This window comes from Desulfogranum marinum, from assembly GCF_963675105.2.
Taxonomy (GTDB): Bacteria; Desulfobacterota; Desulfobulbia; order Desulfobulbales; family Desulfobulbaceae; genus Desulfogranum; species Desulfogranum marinum.
In genome coordinates, this window is sequence record NZ_CAXXRO010000004.1 from 1,873,995 (window position 1) to 1,900,697 (window position 26,703).

General features: G+C 46.6%; 21 protein-coding genes and 1 pseudogene. 8 read left to right on the top strand and 14 right to left on the bottom strand.

Annotation, left to right across the window (positions count from 1 at the left end):
• Positions 1–16: 16 nt before the first annotated feature.
• The 5 genes from ACHZCY_RS16980 to hrpB all read right to left on the bottom strand — a co-directional run bounded on the left by ACHZCY_RS16980 (position 17) and on the right by hrpB (position 6,446).
• Complete coding sequence (locus ACHZCY_RS16980; RefSeq protein WP_205222654.1) at positions 17–868, bottom strand: thiamine pyrophosphate-dependent enzyme; 852 nt, start codon at positions 866–868, stop codon at positions 17–19.
• 3 nt (positions 869–871) lie between these two features.
• Positions 872–2,017, bottom strand: a complete 1,146-nt coding sequence (locus ACHZCY_RS16985) for a 2-oxoacid:acceptor oxidoreductase subunit alpha (RefSeq protein WP_205222655.1) — start codon at positions 2,015–2,017, stop codon at positions 872–874.
• Positions 2,018–2,042: 25 nt separating this feature from the next.
• Positions 2,043–2,336, bottom strand: coding sequence for a 4Fe-4S dicluster domain-containing protein (locus ACHZCY_RS16990; RefSeq protein WP_205222656.1), 294 nt, complete (start codon positions 2,334–2,336; stop codon positions 2,043–2,045).
• A gap of 676 nt (positions 2,337–3,012) precedes the next feature.
• On the bottom strand, positions 3,013–3,921 hold the full coding sequence (locus tag ACHZCY_RS16995) for a radical SAM protein (protein WP_319549753.1): 909 nt from the start codon (positions 3,919–3,921) through the stop codon (positions 3,013–3,015).
• Positions 3,918–6,446, bottom strand: coding sequence for an ATP-dependent helicase HrpB (hrpB, locus tag ACHZCY_RS17000; RefSeq protein WP_319549754.1), 2,529 nt, complete (start codon positions 6,444–6,446; stop codon positions 3,918–3,920). Before hrpB ends, ACHZCY_RS16995 begins: the two co-directional genes overlap by 4 nt.
• Positions 6,447–6,902: 456 nt before the next feature.
• Here hrpB and ACHZCY_RS17005 point away from each other — a divergent pair, with 456 nt between their 5' ends.
• The gene (locus tag ACHZCY_RS17005; protein WP_319549755.1) at positions 6,903–7,394 is read left to right on the top strand and encodes a cyclic nucleotide-binding domain-containing protein; all 492 of its coding nucleotides are present in this window, start codon (positions 6,903–6,905) and stop codon (positions 7,392–7,394) included.
• A 489-nt stretch (positions 7,395–7,883) separates the two neighbouring features.
• Here ACHZCY_RS17005 and ACHZCY_RS17010 read toward each other — a convergent pair whose 3' ends face one another.
• The 3 genes from ACHZCY_RS17010 to ACHZCY_RS17020 form a co-directional block, all read right to left on the bottom strand.
• Positions 7,884–9,011 (bottom strand): ADP-ribosylglycohydrolase family protein, encoded by a 1,128-nt coding sequence (locus tag ACHZCY_RS17010; protein ID WP_319549756.1) that lies wholly within the window; start codon positions 9,009–9,011, stop codon positions 7,884–7,886.
• Between the two features lie 152 nt (positions 9,012–9,163).
• Positions 9,164–9,538 (bottom strand): DUF2237 family protein, encoded by a 375-nt coding sequence (locus ACHZCY_RS17015; RefSeq protein WP_205222661.1) that lies wholly within the window; start codon positions 9,536–9,538, stop codon positions 9,164–9,166.
• A gap of 706 nt (positions 9,539–10,244) precedes the next feature.
• Complete coding sequence (locus tag ACHZCY_RS17020) at positions 10,245–11,438, bottom strand: porin family protein (protein ID WP_319549757.1); 1,194 nt, start codon at positions 11,436–11,438, stop codon at positions 10,245–10,247.
• 953 nt (positions 11,439–12,391) lie between these two features.
• Between ACHZCY_RS17020 and ACHZCY_RS17025 the strand changes: the two genes are divergently transcribed.
• The gene (locus ACHZCY_RS17025; protein ID WP_319549758.1) at positions 12,392–13,663 is read left to right on the top strand and encodes a putative sensor domain DACNV-containing protein; all 1,272 of its coding nucleotides are present in this window, start codon (positions 12,392–12,394) and stop codon (positions 13,661–13,663) included.
• 213 nt (positions 13,664–13,876) lie between these two features.
• Here ACHZCY_RS17025 and ACHZCY_RS17030 read toward each other — a convergent pair whose 3' ends face one another.
• The 6 genes and pseudogenes from ACHZCY_RS17030 to ACHZCY_RS17055 form a co-directional block, all read right to left on the bottom strand.
• Entirely contained in the window at positions 13,877–14,890 is a 1,014-nt protein-coding gene (locus ACHZCY_RS17030) for an ABC transporter substrate-binding protein (protein WP_205222664.1), read from the bottom strand.
• A gap of 60 nt (positions 14,891–14,950) precedes the next feature.
• Complete coding sequence (locus tag ACHZCY_RS17035) at positions 14,951–15,700, bottom strand: ABC transporter permease (RefSeq protein WP_205222665.1); 750 nt, start codon at positions 15,698–15,700, stop codon at positions 14,951–14,953.
• On the bottom strand, positions 15,690–16,382 hold the full coding sequence (locus tag ACHZCY_RS17040) for an ATP-binding cassette domain-containing protein (RefSeq protein WP_319549759.1): 693 nt from the start codon (positions 16,380–16,382) through the stop codon (positions 15,690–15,692). The genes ACHZCY_RS17035 and ACHZCY_RS17040 overlap by 11 nt, the downstream gene beginning before the upstream one ends.
• Before the next feature lie 357 nt (positions 16,383–16,739).
• A pseudogene (locus tag ACHZCY_RS17045) lies at positions 16,740–17,542 on the bottom strand (transposase).
• A gap of 162 nt (positions 17,543–17,704) precedes the next feature.
• Complete coding sequence (locus ACHZCY_RS17050; RefSeq protein ID WP_319549761.1) at positions 17,705–18,571, bottom strand: hypothetical protein; 867 nt, start codon at positions 18,569–18,571, stop codon at positions 17,705–17,707.
• Between the two features lie 233 nt (positions 18,572–18,804).
• Positions 18,805–19,212: an IS1096 element passenger TnpR family protein gene (locus tag ACHZCY_RS17055; protein ID WP_319549762.1), complete on the bottom strand. Its 408-nt coding sequence runs from the start codon at positions 19,210–19,212 to the stop codon at positions 18,805–18,807.
• Between the two features lie 884 nt (positions 19,213–20,096).
• On the opposite strand from ACHZCY_RS17055, the gene ACHZCY_RS17060 reads away from it, so the two are divergent.
• From ACHZCY_RS17060 to msrB, 6 genes are all read left to right on the top strand, one after another.
• Positions 20,097–21,482, top strand: coding sequence for an IS4 family transposase (locus ACHZCY_RS17060; RefSeq protein WP_319549763.1), 1,386 nt, complete (start codon positions 20,097–20,099; stop codon positions 21,480–21,482).
• Positions 21,483–22,221: 739 nt separating this feature from the next.
• The gene (locus tag ACHZCY_RS17065; RefSeq protein ID WP_319549764.1) at positions 22,222–23,223 is read left to right on the top strand and encodes an integron integrase; all 1,002 of its coding nucleotides are present in this window, start codon (positions 22,222–22,224) and stop codon (positions 23,221–23,223) included.
• Between the two features lie 157 nt (positions 23,224–23,380).
• The gene (locus tag ACHZCY_RS17070; RefSeq protein WP_319549765.1) at positions 23,381–24,382 is read left to right on the top strand and encodes a hypothetical protein; all 1,002 of its coding nucleotides are present in this window, start codon (positions 23,381–23,383) and stop codon (positions 24,380–24,382) included.
• Positions 24,379–25,104 (top strand): DUF3047 domain-containing protein, encoded by a 726-nt coding sequence (locus ACHZCY_RS17075; RefSeq protein ID WP_319549766.1) that lies wholly within the window; start codon positions 24,379–24,381, stop codon positions 25,102–25,104. The genes ACHZCY_RS17070 and ACHZCY_RS17075 overlap by 4 nt, the downstream gene beginning before the upstream one ends.
• A 202-nt stretch (positions 25,105–25,306) precedes the next feature.
• Entirely contained in the window at positions 25,307–25,495 is a 189-nt protein-coding gene (locus ACHZCY_RS17080) for a hypothetical protein (protein WP_205222674.1), read from the top strand.
• 55 nt (positions 25,496–25,550) lie between these two features.
• The gene (gene msrB / locus ACHZCY_RS17085) at positions 25,551–26,636 is read left to right on the top strand and encodes a peptide-methionine (R)-S-oxide reductase MsrB (protein ID WP_319549767.1); all 1,086 of its coding nucleotides are present in this window, start codon (positions 25,551–25,553) and stop codon (positions 26,634–26,636) included.
• Positions 26,637–26,703 lie beyond the last annotated feature (67 nt).

A 26,703-nucleotide genomic window follows, 5' to 3' on the forward strand; every position in this document is an offset into this window, starting at 1 on the left:
ATTGGTGAGAGGAGGCTTAGTCGTCGGAACAGGGACGATGACAGGTCGAGGCGTACATGTCGTCACAGGTGTTTCGCTCTGTATCAACAAATTTGCCCAAGATAACTCCACGGTTAAAATCGATATCAGCCGTTACCGGATCAGCGCCATTTTTGATAATGGTGTTGTCCTGGTAGAGTTTCAGGGTATCGAGCGGCTTTTCCTTGTTCCTTCGTCCATAATTGATCGGACAGGGGGAGAGTACCTCGATAAATGAAAAACCCTTTTTATTGATGGCTTCGTTGATGGAGTCGGTTAGGTCCCTGGTGTGGAGAATAGTCCACCTGGCAACATAGGAGGCACCGGAAGCATAGGCCATCAACGGCAGGTTGAAAGGTGAATCCGGATTGCCGAATGGAGTTGTTGTGGTGTTTGCGTTGTTGGGGGTGGTGGCTGCTACCTGGCCGCCGGTCATCCCATAGGTGAGATTGTTAACACAGACAACGGTGATATCCATGTTGCGCCTGGCTGCATGGATAAAATGGTTGCCGCCAATGGCAAACAGGTCGCCGTCGCCGCTGAAGACAATAACCTTCAGGTCCGGGTTGGCCATCTTGATCCCGCTGGCAAAGGGAATGGCCCTGCCATGGGTGGTATGAAAGGAGTCAAGGTTAACATAGCCGGCCCCCCTGGCTGAGCAGCCGATTCCGGAGACCATCGTGAACCGGTTGTAAGGAATCTCGGTAGCTTTGATAGCTTTTAAGCAGGAAGAAAACACCGTGCCGATGCCGCACCCCGAGCACCATATATGCGGGATTCGGTCGGTACGAATAAGATCGTCAAGGGGGTGGACAGGTTGCTTGTTGTATTTTTTAGGATTTTTTGTCATTGCTCAGAATGTCTCCTTGATCAGTTCGATAACCTTGTCCGGGTGGATTATTTTACCGCCTGCACTGCCGACAAGATAGGCTGGAGCTTTGCCGCCTGCGCACCTTTCAACCTCGTAATGAACCTGGCCCAGGTTGATTTCAACCGTGATAAGGCCCCGCACGCGCTCGGCAATGTCTTTTATCATCTGTTCCGGAAAGGGCCAGACCGTCACCAGTCTCAGCAGGCCTGCCTTGTATCCAAGTTTTCTTGCCTCGTCGACTGCCGTCAGACCTGTACGAACTGAAATGCCATAAGAGACAATAACAATGTCGGCATCGTCCATCTTGTACTCTTCGGTTTCAATAATATCATCGAGGTTATTGCGAATTTTCCCTTTGAGGTTGGTCATCATTTGTTCCTGAGCCTCAACGCTCATGGCAGGGTAGCCGCGTTCGTCGTGGGTCAGGCCGGTTACATGCACGTTGTATCCATCCCCAATGGCCGGCATAGGGGCTACACCGTTTGGGCCGGGTTCGTACAGTTTAAATCGGTCCTTTCTGCCTCTGGGCTTGGGGCGGTCAATCAGTTTGATTTTAGAAGCGTCTGGAATGATCACCTTTTCACTCATGTGACCAACAATTTCGTCGGCCATCACCAACACCGGAACCCGGTACTTCTCACTCAGGTTAAAGGCAAGAATGGTGTGATAAAAGCAGTCCTGGGGAGATGCGGGGGCTAAAGCGATAATTTCGTAGTCTCCGTGGGATCCCCACCTGGCCTGCATCATGTCTCCCTGTCCGGTAAGGGTAGGGAGCCCGGTTGATGGCCCGGTACGTTGTACGTTGATGATAACGCATGGCGTTTCCGTGCAGACCCCAAGGCCGAGGTTTTCCATCATCAGGCTGAATCCAGGTCCTGATGTGGCGGTCATGCTTTTTGTGCCTGTCCATGCTGCGCCGAGGATGGAGGCAATGGCAGCGATTTCATCCTCCATCTGGATGAAGGTGCCATTAACGTCAGGCAGGCGTTCTGCCATATGCTCAGCTACCTCGGTTGCAGGAGTGATGGGATAGGCTCCGAAAAATTTGCATCCTGCGGCAATAGCGCCTTCGGCGCAGGCAACGTCACCTGTTATATAATGTTCACCTGTCAGTACTGCTGGTTTCATAATCAGTCCCTGGGATTACTGGATGTTAAAAAGGGTTTACAGGGGGTGTCGTAGTCGATGACTGAGGATCTTCTGCAGAGTAAATGGCAAACTCCGGGCAGATTATTTCGCAATAATGGCAGTTGACACAGTCGTCGGGTCTAACGGCAAAGGGAGGGTGGTACCCTTTATTGTTGAACTTGTCGGCAAAAGCCAGAATTTCTTTGGGGCAGAACTCAATGCAATACCCACATCCCTTGCACCTGTCTTCAATGATATAGACAATCCCTTTTGTTACCTGGATTTCTTGAGCGTCGAGAGGCTCTCGCCAGAATGCCATGCTGATTCCCCGGTGATGGTGGTTAATGTTGCAACTTTTTGTATGTGGAAGAACGAAAAGCGTCCCCTGTTTCCCTGGCTGCCTCGATATTGTTTCCATTGCAAGTGATATAGAGCACTGCATGGTTTGTCGCGCGGTGAGCGACCCTTTTAGAAAGTGGAAAAGTGGAAAAAATAGATGAGGCGTTCCGACACGTGTCAGAATGAATCCAGGAATTAACTCTATAATGTCAGTTTGTGTCAAGCATAAATTTTTTTGATAGCGAAGGCTGAAGCAGACAGGGGGGTGTTTTTTCTGACGGTGTCTTGTTGTTTGTAGGTGTTGGTTACAGGGTGTTCTGGTGGTGGGGCTTTTTGTTTGCTCTGTTGTAGTTTGCGAGAAGGGGAGTTCTTTTTAGAAAAATGCAAGTCAGGAGACTGGGGTGGTCGTTTTGGCGGACTGTCCATTTTGTTGGACTTTCTTGGTGGGTGCGTCCTGCTTTCGTGCTTTTGGTCTGCGGTGATGGTTCGCGTTTTTAGCTTACAGGTTTGGTTTTGGGGCTATAGCGCCGGGTCATGGGTGTGCCCAGTGGTGAGGTGCTTACGAGGTTATAAAATGCGAAGTAGTTGAGGTCTCTTTATTTTATTCCGTTTTTCTGCTGGTTAAATACGCAGGGTGGTGGACACGCTCTGCCACCTTATCTGTTCCATTGCAGAAGGTCGTTTACGGCAGCCTTTTGCAAGCTGGCCAGGGTTTGCCGGTCGTTGAATAATTTTTTGCATAAGCTGCATTTACGATACGTCACAATATCTCTTGATTTCATCCCGGCATATGAGGCGATGGTGGTAATACCCATGGTGCGGATACAGTTATACAAAGCATTGGTTTCACTCTTGGTGAGCAGCTGCTCCACGGACCAATCTTTAAGGCTGCCGAGTTTGAAAAAATTGGTAGTGCTGAAATGGCTGCCTGCATCACAACAGGCATACATCGTTAGATCAGGGGCAAGGTAAGGGTTCATTTGACAGCAATTTGCCTGGTAATCCGTAAAAAGAGGCTTCCGGCTAAAATCCTCAGCACGTCCCGCGTAGATAACCGGTTCTGGAAAAAATTTAAGGTTGTGGTCCCGCAGGTACTGTTCAAAAGGATCGTCCAGCTCTGAAAAATCGGTAACAAAAGAGATGAAAGAATCAATCCCTGCTTCCCGGCAAGCTTTTGCCGCGTTCAGGATCTGCTGTTTGGGTACGTGTTGCTGGTGCCATCTGCTGTAGCTCAGTCGCAGCTGGCAAAGGCCGCATTGTTTAAGCAGGTGCATCTTCTCACCCGCCTGCTCAGGGGTTTGGGCCCAGGAACTGTTGGTTACCACCCGGGTGTAAATGTTGTTTTCAGAACAAAGGTCGATCAGTTCCAGGAGTTCTTGAAAGTAAATAAAAGGCTCTCCTGCGGTAAAACTGATTCCCTTGACCTGAGCCATCGCCATTTCGCGGATAATTTTTTTAGCCTGGTTCAGCTCCATTTTGGTCGAGCTTGGAGTCTCTCCTGCTGCAACGCAGTGCGAGCAGCGGATGTTACAGCGGGTTGAATAGCCGAAAGCAATTTTTCTCATAGGTTTTTGGGTTGTTTTATGTTTTTTTTCGTTCTTCTGGTGGCGATGGCTGTCAAGGGATCGTCCGGCCAGAAATGCTTAGGATACCTCCCTTTGAGCTCTTTTTTTACTTCCGGGTAGGTTCGTTGCCAAAATCCGGCCAGGTCGGTTGTCACCTGGATCGGGCGTTGAGCCGGAGAAAGAAGGTGAACAAGGACAGGGATTGTGCCGTCGCATATAACCGGGGTTTGCTGCATGCCAAACACCTCTTGAATGCGAACCGCAAGCAGCGGTGATTCGTCAGGTTGATAGGTGAGCCGTATCCTGGAGCCACTTGCCACCGTAAGGGTGCTTGGGGCAAGACGTTTTAAATGCTGCTGATTTTCCCATCCCAGCATGTTCATAAAGATTTCCTGCAGGTTCAGTTGCTTGAGTTGTTTTGCTTTGCTGATACCCGTAAGGTAGGGCGTAAGCCATGAAAGGTCATCAAGCAGGTGTTTGTTGCTGAGGTCGGGCCAAGGGCCGTTGGGTTGCCATGAGCGAAGACAGTTTATCCTGGCCTGCAGTTGGCGAGACTCTCTGTTCCAGGGAAGGCAGCCTATACCCATGCTTTTAATGCCACTTAAAAGAGCGAGGGAGATTTGATCCGGGGAAACTTTTTTTGCTGATTTTTCTTCCACTACAATGGCACCCAGGCATAAACGATCAACGGCAATCACTTTTGCTGTGTCATCATCCCAATATACACCGGTTGTTTTGCTGAACAGGTTGCTATGCTGTTTGCGCAGTTCAGCAAGTGACAATGAGGCTGCAAGAAAAATTCTTCCCTGTTTGCTGCCGGCATCCAGATGCGGGGTGACAATGTATTCACTACTCGTTAGCGGGTCAAACTGAGGGAGTATCGCTCCTCGCCCTGACGCCATGAGGTAATTTTCGTGCTTATCATGGCGACGGCGGCCAACGCGATCAGGATAGGCAAAACTCAGCAAGATGCCTGCCAAATCGGTGTCGCAGGGTTTCCTACTCTCTTGCAGTCGCTGCATCCAGGTACGCGCATTTCGGTCAACCCGGCTGCATGCTCCCGGATTGCCCCCTTTGTTTTTTACTGCAGCCGTTTCTTTCCGACGCCACAGTGAAAGCAACTGCAGCCTGCTTTGCAGATCAGTGGTTGGGGTATCAACCTTGTTGCTTACAATGTCACGCTCTGAAAGAAGCGCAGCCAGGTCACAGGCCAGTGCTGCCAGGCCTTTTTCTTGTCCTTTCAGTAGCATGTAGCCGAGTCTGGGATGCATAGCAAGTCCGGCCAGTTTTTTGCCGATCGAGGTAATTCTGCCGGATGTGGTTAAGGCCTCCAGCGAAAAGAGCAGTTCTTTTGCCTGCTGGTATGCACCTTGGCGAGGAGGGGTCAGCCAGCGTAACTCGGCTGGATCAGTGACTCCCCAGAGGGCCAGCTCAAGCACCAGTTGTGCCAGGTCCGTGTCCACTATCTCAGGCGGGTGAAACGGTGCCAGACTGTAGTGTTCTTGCTGGGTCCAGAGTCGCAGACAGTTGCCCGGCCCCAGTCGTCCGGCCCTGCCGGCACGTTGTTCCGCTACGGCTTTGGAAACGCGAACAGTTTTCAGGCGTGAAAGTCCGCTGCCTGGATGGAATTGCGGCTTTCGTGACCAACCGCTGTCGATCACCCAACTGATACCTTCAATGGTAAGGCTGGTTTCAGCAATAGAGGTAGAGAGAATGATACGTCGACGCCCGTTGGGATCGGGAATGATAGCCTGGTCCTGTTCTTTTTGAGAAAGGTTGCCATACAGCGGTGCAATAATTTCGTTGTCAAATCCGGGGGTGTCCTTGAGTTGCCCGGCAACGTCATTAATTTCTCCTGCACCAGGCAAAAAGGCGAGGATATCGCCTGGATGCCGGTTGAAGACCCGCCGAATACCTGCAGCTGCTGTGTCGGCTATCCTGCCGGTGGGCTGCTGCGGCAGATAGTCAATATTCACAGGGTGGGTTCTGCCTTCTCCTTGTATAACCGGAACGTTACCCAGCAACTCGGCAATGGGGGCGGTGTCCAGGGTCGCCGACATGACCAGGATCCGCAGATCCTCGCGAAGCTGACATAAATCGAGGCAAAGAGCCAGGGCCAAGTCAGCATGAATGGAGCGTTCGTGGAACTCGTCAAAAATGATAAGCCCTATGTCTTGCAGCTCATTATCCTCCTGGATGCGTCTGGTCAGAATCCCCTCGGTGACAACTTCAATCCGGGTAGCCTGCGATACTCGTCGGTCAAAACGGATCTGGTAGCCAACAGTCCGGCTCACCTGTTCTCCCAAGAGGGTGGCCATTCTGGCTGCTGCAGCACGGGTTGCCAGCCGTCTTGGCTCTAGAATAAGTATTTTTTTATCCTTCAACCAGGGGGCGTTAAGCAGGGTAAGAGGGACAATGGTGGTCTTGCCCGAGCCTGGTGGTGCCGCTAAGACAGCTGAACCATAGCGGAGCGCTTTCTTCAGCTCTGGGATAACGGTGTGGATGGGTAAGTCGGGCAGATGCATGGAAACCAGTGGAAGGTAAGCTTTGGGTAGACCTTTTTAAAAAGACGAGCAGTAGCTATAAGTCGGGGGCTGTAGTGATTTTGGTGTTGATAAAACATTGTACCAGCAGAAACGAACCCGGCAAGGTCAATCTTTATGGACGCTACCTGTTGCAGGGCCAAAGAGTAGCTACGTGGATTGGTAACCAAGGAAGGTGTGAGCTTTAAATGTGGAGCACCAATGCTAACGTAATTCACAGGAAAAGAGAAAGGACAAAAGAATCTACAAATAACGAGGCCGGTACCCTTGAGAAATTTTAGCTAAGGGGAAGACACGGTAGCAATACAAATTTGACAAGAGGAACAAAACTACCATATGCTTGTAGAAGACGAACAAAAAACGGCAGGTGTTCAGGCAATAGCCCTTAAGTATAACCAAGGAAATTCGACCTACAGCTAACTCAGAGGAGGTGCTCAGGTGACGGCACAGCATGACACAATATCTTCGGTACTACGACAGAATATTCGACAGCTAGAGCTTTTTACGGATCTGTCGGATGATGAAATCGACATTTTGGTCAAACATGCAAAGATTCACTCTTTAGATGAAAATGAAGTGCTTTTCGATGAGGGCGATGAAGGTGATTTTTTTGCAATTGTTATTGAGGGGCGAATTGAGATTTCAAAACGTTCCGAAAACGATATCCCTGTCGCGATAGCGTCATTAACGAATGGTGCAACACTGGGGGAAATGGCTCTTATCGACTATGAAACACGATCTGCAACAGCGATGGCAACTGAGCCCTCCACTCTCTTTATACTTTCAAGGCAAAGCTTTGACACCCTTGTCGACCAGTCTCCACGATGCGGAGTAAAACTTATTCGAAAAATTGCCGCAATTCTTTGTTCTACCATCCGCGAAACGTCAAATCTGTTTGCAGATTCAGTCGGATCCAGCCTCCAGTTATAACCTGGATTTCTCATCAGTTCAGGCAGTGCCAGGTTCAAAGTTTTTGGTAATGAATAGGTAAGCGTAGACTCCGATAGTCGCCTATATTCATTGCCAAAATACTGAAGAAAATGGTGCTGGATGGACTGACCTTTGGTGAACATTGTGAAAAACTTTCAACTGCATCTTAGTTTGTATAACATATAAAAATTGTTTGTAATTTGACAGGTTGGCACAATGTTCATGAGAAATTCGGGATAGGTCCTTTATGGACTCCCTTTGGTGAGCATTTTGTTAATTTTACATTGGATTGGATTTGTTAGCATCAATCTGAAATCACTAGTTTTTTCGAAAAATAAGCAAAATGCTCATGAGGAATGTGGGGTAAAGGGGGATTGGTGCTCGCTTGGCTCTGATTATTTAATCGCAGCAAGATGAATTCGTTGTTTTTCTTCTTGGTCGTGCGTGTCAATTTTTCGCAGTGAGATAATCAGCGGCATGTGTGCAGGTTTACTTGCCGTTTTGTTGCAGGGAGCCAAGCAATGCCACTATCTCTTGATCAATCGCCTGTCGATCTGTTAAGGAATTGAAAAACGCATCCACTGTCCGACTGGTGGCAAGACCGAGGATAACTCCCAAAATCGCTCCACGGTGCACATTGTCACCTCCCAGGTTGGTATTGGCCAGCAGGCCGGCTTTTGGGTCATTGACGTATTTATACGCCAGGTACAGAATACTTGGCCAGGAGTCGGTGATATAGCACGCGGTGGAATACCGACGGCCAACCACCTCATTGTCTGTACGTGTCTTTGCCGCAAGGCTACTCACGTTAATCCCAATAGAGTGCTGGGCTGCTGCAGCAATATGTTGCCGTGCCTCTACATCATTTTCTCGAAAAAGTAAATCGCTTACAAGTTTGACAAATGCATCGCTAACCTTGGCAAGAAAGGTATCCGGATGGGTCAGAAAAAGGTGATCTCTGCAGATACCCTGTACAGACTGGAGCGAATTCCCATGTACAAACGATCCAATGGCAATGGGAGCCAACATCACCAATCCTCCCACTGAAGGGGTGTCATGTGTCACTGCTCCGCATTGCTCCGGAGAACTGCCGCTTTCGAGGTTGGCGAAAAATCCCCTGTGGTATGATTCTGCATATGTATCCGGATGCCGTGGGATATCGGCGGTCATGAAATGGATATAATCCTTGAGAAAACGCTCTTTATTATAACGGCCACCTCCTGCTATCATGGCCCGTGTAACCAGCCGTGCGCAATGAGCGTTGAGGGTGTTTTCTCCCGCCTTCATGCCCTGGTGGTAGTGCTGATTGGGAAGACCCCAGGCAGCTCTTTTTCCTTTGAGAATTACCTCTCCCACAATTTCTCTGCCTCCGGCGCAGGCCTGTTTCCCTCGGCCGCCTTTTGCTGTGGAATGAAGCGACATGATCGAAGACGGATGATTTTCCGGAGCATCCTCAAATTTCTGAATCCCGCCTGGAAAAGCTTCGAGAATGTCCATTGGATTGTAGTACCAGTGAACCGGCATAGCTAAAGAATCGCCGACATAGAGTGATCGTAAACCAGCCCTGGCTCTTTCCACAAATCTCTCTTTTTGGGTATGGGCTGCAGTTGGTGCCATTGTCATCTCCTGGGCTATTGCCGGACTGCAAACAAGAAAAATATCAAGACGATGCGCATCAATAGATGGTGAGCAGCCCTTCAGGCCTGCCAATGTATTGTGTGTTTGCGTTTGTTAGGTAGATCGAATTGTAATGTTTGCCTGTTCGCCAATTATTGCTCGCTACCGATTGAATGCAGCAGCAGCTCTGCAAAGGTTGTATACGATAAGACAGCCTCATGGGTGGCCATCAGGTCCACTGGCGGGGCCACATCATTATCCAGCGCTTCCTTCCAGCGAGCCGCGCAGAGACACCATCTATCTCCCGGCTGCAAGCCGGGAAAATTGTAAAGGGGCATTGGCGTCGAGAGATCATTGCCCATCATTTTTGAGAATTCGAGAAATTCTTCGGTAACAACAGCACACACACCATGTACGCCCATATCATCTTCTGTGACTTTGCAGCTTCCCTCCCGCGTATACCCGGCAAGTGGGTCGAGGCTGCAGGTTTGTAGTGGCGTGCCTAGTACATTTTTATACTCTGTCATGGAATGAACCGCCTTTTTGTCATTGGTGTAGCTGCATACATGCTCATTCTTTCTTTTGTACAGTAAACACTGGGGATTGAGTAACAAGAAAGAATTTTATTTTCCCCTGAGTTTCACTTCGTTTTTATTTGTTCCTTAAATTCCGGTTCACAGATAATTAAAATTTATCTGTTGCCGGACTGTCAGACTACACTTTGCAGAGTTGCGTGCCTTTTGGGACCTGACTGAAGGGTTTGGGGAGGTGTATCCAGCCTATTATAATGTGTGCTGTAAAAGAGACGTAACCGATGGTCAGTTCATTTATTTCAACAAGGAGGTGTGGGTGAATTTGGAGGGGCAAAAAACAGTCAGCGTAAAATGAAATTGTTCGAAGGTCGCTTGTGCTCAGAATCTCTTGGAAGCGGGTCGTGGGGAAAGACCCGCTTGTTTTCATTGAAAATGACTGGTCTGAATTTCTGATGAACTTTTTGATTTCAAATTCAATTAATCGACATTATTGCTCAAAAAATACTTGCACAATTAACAGTCTGTTTTTCGTTTTCAATCAAAAAATTCCTCCTTCGAGGTAATAAATTTCCCGCAGGATCTGTGTTACAAGCCACTTGCGGTAGTTTACTACCGGAGTCTTCGCTACCCGGAGTCTTCGCTTACCTGCTGCACGGGTTATGTTTTGCCCTGCAAAAAAAATATTGATGAGAAATCCGGACTAGAATTCTACATCAAATTTTGCATAGGTGCCGAAAGCTGGATCATCTTCAACACCGACACCATCCAGGCGGCCATCGTAATCGGGCTGCAGATAGCCCGCATACCAGGAAAAGGTGCAGCCTTTGGATATGGCATACTTGACAGCACCTGAGACCTCCAGATACTTGGCAAGACGATTGTCAGTAACGTCAATATCCTCATTGCCGTCAATGTTAACATAGACGATGTTGCCCGTAAGACTCAACGCATCTGTAAGTGCGTAGGTGGAGGTTAGTCCGGCCCAGGTCCAGTCACCAGTGTCGCCGATTTCGTCAACGGTTATCGGGTGGTCGCCACCGACCATTATAAAACCATAGTATTCATCAGCTTGAAATCCGTCTTTAGTGAAGCCTATATCAAACGACATGGTCAGTGCGTCCTTATACCACAACCCACGAATGTATCCGCCGTAACCATCCTCTGTGCCTGTGAAGTCATCAAGCCCGGATTCTGCGTAAGAGAATTCACCTTCAACACCGAACTGTCCCTGTTTCCATTTTCCAAAAAGAGTACCGAAAAATCCTTCTTCTGCAGGATCAACGGCCGTCCGATCATCGGTCTGGTATGCTGCCACGGCACCCAGGTTCCAGTCGTCCATTGCGTAATTACCGGCTAAACCAAAACGGTAGCTATCATTATCTTCAGCCACATCCGTTTCGTCGTCGGATTCCTGACCTTCAGATTGCACCTCGAAAAATGGAATAAGACGGTAATTCTCTGCGTTGTAAATACCTCTGAACCCTGCCAGCCCAATATCATCATACATAAAACCATTACCGTAGCTCACGCGGTACTTACCTGCCTCAAGTGTAAAGGCGTCGTTGAATGGAATGCCGATATATGCTTTATCGACATAGATGTTGTCGTCAGCAGATGAGGAGGTTTCACCGTTGAATTTTTCCTCTGCAAGACGAATACGGCCAACGACATACGCGCCGCCTGCTGCTGTTCCGGTTACGTCAAAACGTACACGCGAGTCCATCGTTATGCTTGCATCATCATCGCTGTTGCCGAAATCATATGCGTCTTTGTAAATTACACGGGCACGAGCATCACCTGTGATTGTAATGCCTGACTCGCTATCCGTGTCTGCTGCGGTAGCAATGCTCCCTGCCAACAGCAGTGCCGGCCCGACCGCTAATAATTTTTTCATTTTTTTCTCCTTTATTGGATTGTTTTTTCTCTGCTGGAATCACCGTTAATATCCAGCAAATAACAAGTAACCTCGTCGTAACTATTCACGGCGGTAAGAACTCCTTGATTTATTATCTCTACAATCTGCAACTGCTCTGCAGAGATCCAAATGCAGCAGGCGAGACAACAAGAGTGATGCTTTGTTTGCCTGTTCTGTCCTGCACTGGTCGGGTGCTGATGAAGTGTTACCCGTTTCCTCTTGCTTGAGAATTATATGCCTGTCAGACTCCGCGAACTGTTTTCAAACATGTAGCTACACCAGCAAGGAATATGATCCGGCAATTCTTGCTTATTGTGTGCTTTTTTATGTATGTGGAACATTTACATAGAAAATGTGAAGACATTATGGAACTAGCGAGGAGAGTTGTTGAAGAATAAGGATAAATGGTAACAACTTAGTATTTTTGAATTTTTCTGTTGCTGAACAAGTACCGATAATAGGGTAAATAGCGCGTTTATGGGTTGTCGGGAGGCAAGCTCGGTCTTGGTCCCTTTCGGAGGGAAAAAGATTATTGCAAGGTTAGTAAGGACTTTGGAGAGTAGAAGGAACGAGCAAATTACCATGTAGACGCAACCCAGGTTCCTTCTTAAATATATCAACGGGACGTACCCCGCGCTCGACTACATAATGTGGCTATAGCGGATCGGTTACACTTGCTCGCCTTATCCTCACTATAACGAACAAGTACCTTGGCAAATTGAAAAAGACGATAAAAGAGTATTTGGCTCTTTAAATGCCTACGGTAATACCAATACCTCAGCGTTGATGAACGTGTAATGGCTACAACAAGCATCCAGGAGCCATTTTCTGCAGGATTTAGGTTGTAATATTTTTGCAGGTATTGTTACTGAAAATGAGACTCTCACCAGCTGCGTCAACTTCATCAAGCGTTAGGAAATTACTTTTTTCATATGATACATACTACTTACAGCTTAAATGCTGAATTCGTTGCAGAATTATGGAAGCGAATACAGTTGCTGCTCGAATCAGCCACACCGTCGACAATATTCGGCGGCCTTTTTAAGGAGGTAGCCTTGCTTCCTTCGTTGGAGCATATTTCGCAGATGATCGATGCGGCCGTCTGGACTAGTTTTACCACTGAAGAGGGAAATGCTGTGACCGTTTCACTCGTTCTTAGTCCTGTTGATGATGCATTCGGTACCTTTAAGTTTGAAAATCCGATCAATTTTGATGTGAAAAACCTCGTCAAATTGGGGGCCGCATTGGAAAACCCACGTGCTGATATCGGTGTCTGGCCGGATGAACAAGAAAAACTTTCTGTGTGGGGATTTAAAACTCGGTCGGCCAATACACTCCTTGCCAACCTGTGCGTTGAAGCCATAGGGCCGGGAAGGGTGCTGATTACCTTTGGTGGAAAAAGTCTGGCGGCACTGTACGGCAATCAAGCATTCTTTGTGGATCATTCTCATCTGATGGGAAAAATCACCGCCAAGTTGTCATCACCAGCAACCCAACAGAATGATAAAATGTTGCGTCTGGTGCGTTTTATGTCGCTTTTGGCCACAGCAAGACGAATGCGTGAGCACTCCAGGGGAGGGACCCTTCTGGTGGTTCCGGAGACGGAGGATTGGCGACACTCCATCGACACTCCTGTGCCCTATACCGGCGGCGCAAATTTTCTTGAATATGATTACGATTTGGCGAAAAAGCCTTCTTTAATGGCGACCGTCACCGATTTTTTCGGCGCATTGGTCAAAAATAAACCAATTACCGAGATGGAGAATCTGAGAAGATTGGGTGAGCAAATAGAGCAGCAGTGTCGACATATCGCCAGGCTGACGGCTGTGGATGGAGCGTTGGCCATGTCTTTTGATCGATTTGTCTATTGCTTTGGCGCCAAAATCATTCTTGCCCCAAACCAGACTCCTCCTGCAAACATCCGCGTCTACAAACCGGTAGAGGGTGATAGCGGTAGAGTGGTTAACATAATGGATCTTGGTGGGACCAGACACCAGTCTGCAGCCAGATTTGCCCATGCACAGCCCGAATCTGTTGCAATTGTAGTATCACAGGACGGCGATGTTACCTTTTTTACTGCAGACCCCGAAAACGGCAACCTCGTGGCCATTCAACAAGCAGAGTTAGCCGTAATACCCGAAGGGCTGGGAGCCCTGCTGTGGAGCTATTTTCGGTTTGCTGAAATGGATATGCTGGAAGTGTGATGTGTTTCGGGGCGTATAGCCAAACGATAAGGTGCAGGTCTTTGGCTTTGCTTGACTCACCGCACATGGGACGAGGCATTTGGGTCTTATTGAGAAGGTTCTTTTTTAGATGAAAAAGGAGCCGCTAAGGACAAAAAACTGGTGTGCTAATGAGTGTCATAACACCAAAACAGTCAGTTGCCGAAGTCCGACCCCTTCACCTGCTTCACCTTTTCACCTGTAGATTTCATTGACACCGTCGACCGGTTGTAACAGAGTCTTGAAATCGACGCCCTCCATGGGAAGGAGTTTCTGTGCCTGCATGATACGCTCGGTTTGCTCCCAGCCAGGTTCATCGATCATACCGATAGCAAGGTTGGTTGTAGGGTGGATTAATTCGCGGGTAATTTTTAGCTGTTCTTCCAAAATTGAATGCGGCGTATTGGTTTCGTATTGGAGCAGGATTTTAATTGCTTCTTCCTGATTTTCAAGACTTAGGGCCTGTTGCCACCCTGTAAGCAGTGCGGTTAAAAAACGTTTCACCAGTTCAGGGTTTTCCTCCAAGGTTTGCGATTTGGTGACTACGGAGTTGGACACGAATTTTACTCCGAACTCCGCTGGATTGAAAAAGGAAGTTTTTTCCTGTGCTTTATCAAGATGTGCCGCGATTATCGGCCCTTGGGCATTCCGATAAACCGGCCAGAGCTGGACTTGACGACGGTAAAACGGCGTATAATCATAGCGGACGCTAAACAGCGTTACGTCCGACTTGCTGAGACCTGCTTTAGCCAGCGAGGTTCGCATAATGGTTTCATCATTACCCCCAAATGTTATGCCTATGATTTTCCCCTTCAGATCCGCAAGATTATCGATCTGCATCTCTTCAGGGCGATACATCCATTGCAAAGGGTTGACCTGGAACAACTGGGCGATCACTACCACTGGTGATCCTTTGGCACGGGCTCGAAGCACCTGATCAGCGGACGCTACTCCAAAATCAGCGTATCCCATTTCTATCTCCCGGATTGCATCCCGCTCCGGGCCACCGGCCTTCACTTCCACATCAAGGCCGGCCTTCTCGAACAAGTGGTGCGTCTCCGCATATAAAGCACCGATAACGCTGACATTACGGAGCCACTTCAGACGGTAGGTGACTTTTTCTTTTCCTTCGACGCTGGTCGTGACGAGCAACACCATGGCAAGCAATATACAGGCAGGAAGGGTGAGGCTTTTTGCTTTGTGTGTCATCTTTGTTCCTTGGTTGGCTTGATAGGTCTGATTACGTCCCTCATATCTGTAAGCAAAGGGTTACCTTCCTGTCCAGGCACGCTTTATGGCGGTTCCCAGTAACTCAAGCAGGGCCTGGTAGACGGCAACCGTGATGCCGATCAGAAAAAGTGCGATCAAAATTTTGCTAAGATCGCTTTGATAGAGGGCAATGCGGATATTGTAGCCGATTCCGGCATTGGCTGCGATGAATTCTGCGACGATGGTTCCGGCCACAGCCAGTGTGGCGCTGCCGGCAACGACGGTCGTCAGTTGAGTTAAATTTTCAAAGGTCCGGATCTTGACTTCCAGTTGCCATCGCATGCGGTTGGTGACCCTGTAAAAATGTTCTATATCATCAATCGGTTTTGACATGATTCCTAAAACGGAGAGCAATACCGGAAAATAACAGATCATGGCAGCTATCAGCAACCGTGTAAGAAAACCGTCTCCAAGCAGGATAAAGAGTATCGGCGCCAGCGCTACAATAGGGTATGCCTGAATATTATAGGCTGCGACTTTTATAAATGAGCCAAGCCAAGTAGACTGACGCCCTGTTATTCCGATAACAAAAGCCATGATGACCGAAAGAATCTGGCCGATGATGGCCACTGTCATCGTATTTATGGTGGCGATGCTGTACTGGCGATACTCCACGACCAGTGTCTGGAAAATACCCGATGGTGCAGGGATGACGTAATCGGAGAGATTCAAACTGTATTTCAGTGCCATCAAACCGAGGATGAACAGGAAATAGATGACAAAAAACTGGAAGACGCGTCTAAGAAGCATTCATGATCTCCAGCAGGGTTGCATCCAAGGCTGCGGGCGAAAGAATTTCCCCTTTTCCAATGTTGCATCCTTTAATCATAACGACTGGTGATGCCTTGCCGTTGGTACGGAAGACCAGGATGGAATCACAGAATTTAGCAACTTCCATAACGTTATGAGAAATATAGATAAAATAGCGATGAGGAAACATTGCCTTGATGGCCAAAATAATGTTTTCTCGGGTGGACTCGTCGACGTTGGACATGCTCTCGTCCATGATCAGTACTTCACAGTCCTGAAGCAGGTAACGGATCAGGTTGACCCGGTTCTGTTGTCCCATTGAAAGTTGGTCAAATCGGGATTTGATGCAGTCGGACAGGCCGAAAATTTTTATCAATTCATCCTTTTGCGAACGCATCGACGGCAAGATGACCTGATTTAAGTGCCTATCCACATTGGACCAGCCGGGGAGTCGCTCCTTATTATGCGAATAGAGGATTGTTTGTAAGCCGTTGGTTGAAACCTCGCCGGAATAACTGGTGATGTCGCCGGCGATGATTTTTGCAAGAGAGGTTTTTCCGACACCTGAAGGGCCTGAGAACGAATGAAATCCGGGTGTAGACAAGTGAAAAGACACATCAGCAAAAATCGGATTTTCTGCTCCAGAGTAGGTGAAAGCAATATTTTTGCAGAGTAGAGACATAGTACTTCATTCAAAATTGACGTTTACTCAATAATCACCGAACGTGCAAAATGCGATTCGACACTTTATTTGACATGGATCGAACCGTGGCGAGCAACGCTACGGACTAACTCACAAATCAGGAACCGCTATTGAAAATTTTATCCTGCATTTCAAATCATTACTGTAGCATTAGTGATTGTTCCCGGCAATCAATTAGCCGGAAATTCACGTTCTGATTTCTTTAAATGACTTACAGCGTTATGGGGATATGTGGTGACCGAGGGGAGAAGGGTGTTTTCACTGACAACGCGGTTACCCGTAACAATACCAAGAGTTTTCTGAGGTACTGTTTCAGTCTTATCGGGTCGGACCAGGCTATCGTGCTGAATTACTGATGTTTAAATCAATGAAATAGCTGTTGTCTGGCCTTACCGTACTCTTTTTGTCCACAAAAAGGCTATTGTAGGGGGCTGAAGCCTCCTTCAAAACAATTCCTTCTTTCTCTGAGACAATCGAGCGCCCCTTCGCTCGTAAGCCAAGTTGCTGGTGTATCTTCTTTACAAAGTCCTCGCTTCCGACTGCAAGAGATTCACTCCAAAGGCTCTTTCTTTTTTTAATATCAGTTTGTAATTCTGCCTCCACCCAGTAGCTATGTTCTTGCTGGAAACGCGCATGATTGCCTATGGAAAAAAGATCGAGCAGAGCCTTCCTGTTAATCACCGCGTATCGTTTTGGCGGGTTTTGAATTTCATGGAACCCGCCTAACCTGTACTCAGAGGGATGGCTAACTACTCCTGCTCGTACCATGTTGAGATCGATGTAGACCATACACTTTGTCAGATGCGCATTTGTCTCCACTGCAGTGGCATGGTACCTGTCTTCCCAGAAAGCTCCTTTCCTTTTCTTGCGCTGGTTAAACTCCTGCGCGGTTCTACCTGCAATCAACTGTAGACTCTTGGCAATAACATTTTTTTTAGTATCGACAACCAGAAGGTGAACATGATTAGAGGTTACGATATAGTTGAGTACGCACAAGCTGTATCGTTTTTTCCTTCAAAAAGCCAGTGACGCCAACGTTTCCTGTCTTTTTCAAAGCGGAGCAGAAATTCTTGCTTATGGCACCTGTGGGTGATGTGCCAGACGAGTCCGGGGATGTAGTGTCTGTGCGCTCTTGGCATAAAAAAATTGTTTTAGTTGCTTTGCAGTAAAAGAATAATTTTTTAGAAGGTTCTTTTTGGGGTGAAAAAGAGAGCTTTAAGGATGGAAAATTGGGGTTTTAGTGAATCTTATAGCGCCAAAACAGTTGATTGCTTTGGTCCGACCCCCTTCTCAGGAAACCGTCATGCAGAACGTTTTCGTTTTACTTTGTCAGTAGGGTTCTGGTTTTCACAGGGAGTTTTTGTCTGACAGAATCCACAGCTATTTACTCTGAACCCTAACTGCTCTTCTTCAACATAAACAGCAGTCACGTTTCGGATAAATTCTTTACATCGAATTTTATCATGCCCTGATGTAGATATGGCTTGCGTTGGGCATCTACGCTTACATACTAAACATTTTCCAGTTGAATGATATAGACACCATTCGTTGTGATGTTGGTATGTTCTTTGAGTAGGTGTATACCTCTTCCTTACAATAACAGAACCGACCCGAATGGCTTTTCCGACAGGGGTTATCAGGCCATCGGAGACCCCAAAAGTACCAAGCCCGCAAACATGGGCTGCATGGCGTTCAGACCAAGATGAAGCAAAGCCATATTTACTCGACTCAGTTCTTGTCCATTGTGGTAACAAAACAGGTGCACAAGCTTGATAGCCAGCTTGTAAATACAGGTCCACTACATAACGGCGTAAATTTTCATTTACTATCTCACCGTAGTGCCTAGCCTTACTCCATTCGATACTTGGTTTATCGACAGCTTTTCTGTGTGCCAGCCTTGTCTGTTCAGTTTGGGGTAATACCCATGCAATGACAGTCAGTTCACCAGGTGTTACTTTTTCATCAGGAAATGCTGTTTCAAAAGCATCTTTAGGATGCCAATAAAAGTTTGGGCCAATATCATTTTTTATGAAGTAAAACAGTTCGTCGTCCCCGATTGCGAACCCAACCAATGGTTTGGAAAATGCTTTCAACTCTGAATCTGGCTCTAAAGCATTGTGGGTGAGATCGTCCATCCACAATTCAATTTTTTCAGTTATGTTGTCCATACGGTTTTTTATGAGGAGAAGTGGATGTTTGAATATTTTTTCATCAGGTAACGATCTGTTTTTATATCAATTGGGGCTCAGTTCTCTTCATTGGCTCCGAAATTATAACGTGCAGTTGAGGGGCGGCGAAATCTAAGAATAACTTTCTTAGAAAGGATTCCTTCTCTTTACCGTCAACTTTGAAAAATGCCCCGAACTCAAAGCCGTCCCTCTCGAACTTTTTGTTGTGCGAATTATTCTTCGAATCCAGAGTATTGCACTGGTTTCTTGCCAGATTCTTCAATTAATATAGGATATTCCACCCCCACTAATGGTTCAAAAGGTTTTTTTCTTGTTCGTGTGATTTTGAATACCCAATGATCTCCATAATCAAATAAATAAAACAGACTATTTCCTTTTTTTAACGGATATAGCATTTCCAACGTAGTTTCATATATCAAATCATCTTCTTCACTATATCGAGTTCTTTTATAGCTACGTTCGTTACGAGAAGTATAGAATTCATAAAGATGATCATTGTCAAATTGAATATATTCTTGGATCGCAAAATGCAAATCATCAAGCGTTGATGATGAATCTATTTCTATTTTTGATTCCCAGCTAATTTCATCACAATATCCTGACCATAGCACTATTTTCATTGTCCAAATCATATTTTTTTTTATCTCATGTTTTCTTATGCACAACGTGAATTTGAGCGGCAAATACCACGATAAGCGTTGCCGGGCAAAGTACCACTTGAGGATACCGGTAAACTTTAAATGGTAAGGATTATCGCCAGTGGTATTTGTCAGCTCGAACGATTAATTATACAAATTTCAATATCTTTTATCAACGTGACCTTTTGTCACAAAATATAAAACACCTAATAATACAATAAACTCAAGTATAATTAGTATTATTTGCGATATATTTAAAGAAGCATTAGTTGATACACTATTGATCTTTCCGATTACTATTATGCCAATAAAAAAAGAGGCAGATACCAAACAACCTTCAAATGATACTGGTACCCACAATCTGCTGGAAAAACCAATAAACCATGTTTTCTTCTGTTTCATGATAGAATAGCAATTATTACTTTTGATAATTTTACAAAAAATGGAAAAATTAATATTTATTCTGGATTATGCTTTTAAAGCATAACGTGTAGTTCACCGGCGAGCCAGTAAAGAGCTGGCACCTGGTAAAAAGTTTTTACAATCTTGGGCGTCCAGGCAACCGACGAACCTCAGCGAGTCCAGTGGAGCGCAGCGGAACGGGGTGAAACGTTTGGTTAGCTTTTTTATACTTAAAACAAGAGAAAAACTTACGGCATATTAATTATTTCATAACCTTGTCCTTGAATTTTGGCATGATAGATAAATTTCTGTAAAGGTAAATTCTCAACTTTCGGGGTTGGAAGCGCATGACAGAAAATATATAGCAACCACCTGAAAATAGGATAAAAAATAGAAAAGCCCTTCGCTTTCTGGTATATTGGGATCTGCGAAAAAACCAACAATACCAGGAAGAAAGAGCTTTTATGGAAACTACCAGTTATTTCGAAGCACAACAAGAGGCAAAACAGCTGCAATCTCGAATTGCATCGTTCTTTGACACCTTCACGATCGGCACTTTGCTCAATACCAGCGGAATACGCAAACTCAAAGGCACGACACCGTTAGTAATTTTTCAAGCGATCTTCATGCTTCCTTTCCAAGGAGCAAACTTTTATCGAGGGATCGTGCTCAATGATAATGTTGGTTTTGGCAAAGACGCTGCCTATGAGCTGTTGGCATCACCCAAGTACAATTGGCGAACCTTCATGCTCAAATTAAGTGCATTGGTTTGTCGATATTACGATGCATTGACTAATGATGACCGGGTAAAAGTTCTGATTGCTGATGACAGCGTCTACGATCGCGGCCGTTCCAAAAAGGTGGAACTCCTGGCAAGAATTTTTGACCATAACAGCAGGCGCTACCTTAATGGGTTTAAACTCTTGCAGTTAGGCTGGTCGGATGGAGCGAGCTTTGTCCCGTTGGATTTCGCCCTTCGCTCCTCAGTGGCAAAAAAGAACCGGCTTCAAGAATCCACCAAGGAGCTGGACAAAAGATGCTGTGGCTCCAAGCGCCGGAAGGAAGCTACGACAAAAACACCAGCGCTGCTGGAAGAAATGGTCAAGCGTGTTCTGGCTAGAGGAGTACGAGCTGATTACCTCCTGCTGGACAGCTGGTTCTGCTTTTCCGGCTTGATTGCCAGACTGAGCAAAGACATACCGGTAATCTGCATGGCTAAGGATCTCAAAAGCGTTCTTTATTGTCACAAAAATGTCCATGTCCGGCTGAGTGAACTATACAAGCGTTTGCGTAAAAAACCGGGACTGGCAAAAGTCCTTGCCAGCACTGTAGTAGAAATGAAAGGGGGAACGGCGGTTAAAGTCGTTTTTGTTCGTCATCGCAATACAAGGAAATGGCTGGCCTTGCTCAGCACTGACCTCGAGCTTGCCGATGAGGAAATAGTCAGGATATACGGAAAACGCTGGGACATAGAAGTGTTTTTTAAGATGGCGAAGCAGCACCTGAACCTTGAGCGTGAGGTCCAACTCCGTGACTACGATGGCCTCATTGGACATACAACCATTGTCATGACTCGATATATTTTCCTGGCTTTTGAACAGAGGCATTATGACGACCCGCGGACGCTAGGCAGCCTGTTCCATGCCTGTTGTGATGAGGTGGCCGACATCAGCCTGCTGGAATCGATGAAGCGCCTGTTGGCCCTGGTCATGGATGCAATACGATCTACAGGAGAATTCTCGGAGCAAATAATTTCATCAATGATCGATGTAATCATGGGGACGGCTGTTGATATCCTGAATTCACACCAGGCGTGCACCGCTGTTTTAAACGGTAAAACAGTAAAATGAGGCAACCCCGAAAGTTGAGGTAAATTGTATATGTTGTCGTAGTAATCATCTTCTGATGATATTGAGTTCCAATTAGAAAAATGTTGCTCTAAAATTTCTAGAAATATTCTTTCGCCAGCAGTTCTTCGTGACGTAGGAAAACACCAGCCAGATTGGGACTTGAGAAAAACTAGCTCATCTTTTCTTTTATATAATAAATCGGAGTATTCTATTTCAACTTCACAGTGCTCCTCGTCCTGAGTATCTTGCCAATTCACAGTAACTCTGTTTACCAAAACATCATCTATAAGAAGACCATCAGTACCAACCAAAGTGTCTAATATCGGTTTTATTATGTTGTCCATGTCATAAATACCGGGGTTTTTTATTCTTGTAACGTGATTGCACCGATACTCAATTGCTATATGACATGTTCCTGTAATTATAAAATCAGATTGGCGAGTAATTTCGTGTACAGTATCTTTAAAAAACTGTTTTAGTTCAGATCTGCTATGAACTGATGGGGGTCTTCCATTAACTTTAAATTTTACAAAGCCATTATCGAATGCGTCTTGGTTGAACGTAGTCATTTGTCTTTAAGCTAACAGTGCAATACATGGAAAAAATCCATAAATATTGCCTTATAACTGGACATGTTTTCCATAATATTGAATATCATGGAGTCCGAAGTGGAAAACCATGTCCAGTTATTATTTTCCCTTTCGAAATTTCCATTAAATCTGATGTTATCACAGGTATTATGGAAAACAAGCCAAAGTTTATCCCAGATCCTCAGCTTCAGTTGATGGATCAAGTACTCGAGACTTTAAGATATTATCATTACGCTCGCTCAACGGAAAAGACATATTGCCAGTGGATTCTGCAATATATCTATTTTTTTAACAAAGAGCGCGATCCCAAAGATATGGGGGAACGAGAAGTAGAAGCTTTTTTGTCCCATTTGGCTTCCGTTAAAAATGTCGCGGCCTCTACCCAAAGGCAGGCCTTAAATGCACTGGTTTTCCTCTACCGTGACGTTCTTCACCTCCCCTTGGATCAGTCCATAGCGCCGGTTCGCGTAAAGCGTAAACGCCATCCTCCCACGGTGTTAACAGAAGAAGAAGTACAAAACGTGTTGGCACAAATGAAGGGGACCCATCTGTTGATGGCCAAGTTGATATATGGCTCGGGAATACGGCTGATGGAGTGTATTCGTCTGCGCATTCAAGATCTTGATTTTGGGCAGGGGAAGCTCTTTATCCGCGGTGGAAAAGGAAGGAAAGATAGAGTTACCTTTTTACCGCGCAGTATACAGGGCGAGTTGCGCCAGCACGTCGAACGGGTTAAAGAACTCCATCGAAGAGACTTGGCAGAGGGGTTTGGGGAAGTGTATTTGCCCAATGCACTTGCAAAGAAATATCGAAAGGCAGGGTGGGAAACACCATGGCAATACGTTTTTCCGAGCAAAACACGCTCAGTTGATCCTCGTAGCGGTAAAGAGCGGAGGCACCATGTTTTAGAGTCTGGTCTCCAAAAAGCTGTGAAAGCGGCAGTGAAAAAATCCGGCATTGATAAGCGGGCCACCGTGCATACTCTGCGTCACTCTTTTGCAACGCATATACTCGAAAATGGGACCAACATCCGCGTTCTGCAGGAACTAATCGGACATGCAGATGTAAAAACGACTGAAATCTATACCCATGTGATGCGAAGAGATATTGATGGCGTAAAAAGTCCCTTGGACCGCCTCTATAACCAATAATGGTGAGTGAAAGTACCGCGGGGCATTGTTTTCAACCAGGCAGGTGGTTGAATTTCTGAGGAACAGGTTGACGATTGCGGATCTGCTGCATAAATTTTCTCTTGTTACGAGAAAAACATGGACTCTCTCACTCACTTGACCAGGCTGCGGTGCTCCTATGGACGAGACAACAGGTATGCCGAACCGTCAAGGTTCTCTCGCTTGTGTACTTGGTGCGCTTTGTTTTTGTATCTTGTTGCTAGCTGGATGTGCTTCTGTACCTCCTGCATCAGTTGATCCTACTGGGCTACAGGTCGTTACTGCTTCGCCGCAGCAACAGTTTCGCAATCCGCCCCTTTTTCTGCTGTTTGGCGCCGATCGTAGGCACAACAGGATTGGTACTGTCCAGGCTGTACACAAGAACGGCGAGGTCCAGGTGGTTGTTAATGGGCAAGAGCCGACTCTGTACACTGCTGTCAGGGAATTTTCCACAGCCCGGGCAACCTACACCAATTACGTTTACCGGATACATTTTGAAGCAACTCCGCACAGTCTTTTTCCTTTTCACCTCACCGCTGGGAAACATCCTGGGCTGCTTGTTATCATAACACTCAACCAGTCCATGCAACCGCTCCTGGTAACCACCGTGCACACCTGCGGCTGTTATGCCGCGGTTGTTCCCACAGGATGGTTGGATGAAGCAGTATTTCCAGATGACTGGCCAAAGGAAACCCAGTCTGTCTATGGCGAAAAGCTGCCTGCGCGGTTGGCCAAGATTTTTTCCGATCAACAGTTTGAAATCCTTGTACGGCCTGATCTGCACCGGGTGATGGATGTGCGGGTGAGGGCTGGAGATGCATTTGCCGACGCTGAGGCTGTTGTTGCACCAGAGGTTCCACTGGAATCGCTGCGTCATCTTCCTTTACCTGGTGGCGGTGAAACGAGTTTTTATTATGGCAACTGGCCTTTGCAGGGCCATGTCAAAGGGGCGGTGAAGTGGTGGGAGATGCTGCTGCTCAGTGTGCCGAGCCTGGACCTTTTGGTGGGTATGGACAAGGATTACGGGGATACGGAGCTGACCGGTAATCCTTTTTATACCAGCCTTCAGCCGTGGTACCGACATTCGTCGGATTTGAACGATTTTGTCGGTTTTTTGCATTTTCATGGGTGGAAGTTGTGACCAGCCGGTTTCAATGCAGCCTGCAATTGCTCTTGGTATGGATGCTGCTCTTTGGATGTATGGCAACGGTGCATGGAAAAGAAAGCGTTTTTTTTGAAGAATCTTTTACCTCGCTCTCCCGATGGAAGCCTTTCACCTTTCCCGGTATCCCCGTCTCCTCGGAGTATCGGCTGACAACGGAGGATGCCGTTCCCTGCCTCCATATGGAGAGTGACGGTGGTGCTTCGGCACTGGTTTTCGACCAGCTCTTTAATGTGTATGAGTATCCCAAACTCCAGTGGCGCTGGAAAGTCCGTAATATTTATCACAAGGGCGACAGTACCACGAAGCAGGGGGATGACTACCCGGCTCGGCTGTATGTGATGTTTCGTTATGATGCCGAAACAGCTTCTTTTGCCAAGCAAATACAGTATGGGATCGCCAAATTGTTGTATGGCGAGTATCCACCGGACAGTTCCCTTAATTATATCTGGGCCAATCGCGTTGATGCACGCGATATCATAACCAATGCCTATACGGATCAGGCCAAAATGATCCCGGTGAGCAAGGGCGAAAAAGATCTCGGCAGCTGGCAAACATATACGGTCGACATTGTAGCGGATTACCGTAAAGCCTTTCGCAAAGAGCCACCCAAAGAGGCTACAGTGGCGGTCATGATTGATGCCGACGACACCGGAGAGACTGCCCGTGCCTGTATAGATTTTATCCGCATTTTCCGCTGACCTGTTCCCGCTCTCTTGTCGGCCATTGGGTGAATAGTTACGAATATGATACATTTGGGTCGTCTTATCGTTGGGGCAGCATTATTGTTATTAGTAATAACCTGCTCTACCCTCTATGGGTAAACAGTACGTACCGCAAACTTTGTTGTTGGCTGAGATAATGTAGGCAAAGCTGCCCTGGAAGGGCGGAAAGGAATTTTAGATGTTACCAAAGGGTGGTGTGGAAAACCTGAAGCTTAATCGAGTGCTGTACGACGAGGAATTGATTACCACCAAGAACAGAGAGCAACGTTTGCAAGAGACTGGGACATATATCAGGACGTTATCGACTGGAGACGGTGAAAAAAAGCGATCCGAGGGACCAAGCGTTATGCTTGCAAGATGGGCGTAGCGATCCCGAACCGGAAGATCGCAATTGTAAGCAGAGAATGTACAGGGAGATATATATGCAGATGAGAAAAAAAACATCATTCCTCTCTATCATTTGTGGGCTGGTGATTGGAATTTTACTGTTTACTGGAAACTGGGGAAGCCACGCCCAAACCAATGAGACGAGTGGTATGGCAACCGACAATGACCAGGTTGCCCTTGCCATGTTTGCCGGGGGCTGCTTTTGGTGTATGGAAAAGCCGTTTGAAAAGCTTGACGGCGTATTGTCTGTGGAGTCCGGCTATTCAGGGGGCTCCACTACCAACCCTACCTATAAAAATTATATGCAAAACGGGCATATAGAGGTGGTCCAGGTAAGGTATAATCCCAAGGTGGTAGACTATAAACAACTCCTTGATATCTATTGGCGGCAGGTGGATCCCACAGACGACGGCGGTCAGTTTGTAGACCGTGGTCACGGTTATACAACAGCCATTTATTATTATGATCAGCAGCAGCGGCAACTTGCTGAAGCATCCAAAAAGCTCCTTGGGGAGCGAGGGCTTTTCAGTAAACCTATTGTGACCCCGATTGTGGAAGCTACCCCGTTTTACCCGGCAGAGGAGTATCATCAGGATTATTATAAAAAGAACCCGATCAGGTATAACTTTTACCGTTCCCGTTCCGGACGTGATGCTTTCTTGGAAAAAATATGGAGTGAGGAAAAAATGAAGCCGATAAGTGAAGAAGATTTGAAAAAACGGTTAACTCCGCTGCAATATAAAGTGACCCAGGAAGATGGTACGGAACCGGCCTTTAATAATCAGTACTGGGACAATAAGCAGCCTGGGGTGTATGTGGATATCGTATCTGGAGAGCCGCTGTTTAGTTCAACCGATAAATTTAAGTCAGGTACAGGGTGGCCAAGCTTTACCCGACCATTGGTTGCAGAAAATGTTATTGAGAAAAAGGATCGAAGCTTTTTTATGGTCCGTACCGAAGTGCGGAGTAAGAATGCGGACTCCCACCTTGGTCATGTGTTTGAGGATGGACCTGCACCAACAGGGCTGCGTTACTGCATCAACTCTGCGTCTTTGCGATTTGTACCGGTTGAAGATCTGGAAAAAGAAGGACTTGGCGAATATTTGGCTTTGTTCGAATAAGTCCCGTTTCATGTGCATTCGCATTCCCCTTTATTAACTCTTGGGCAGTTTATAGAGGGGAATGTTT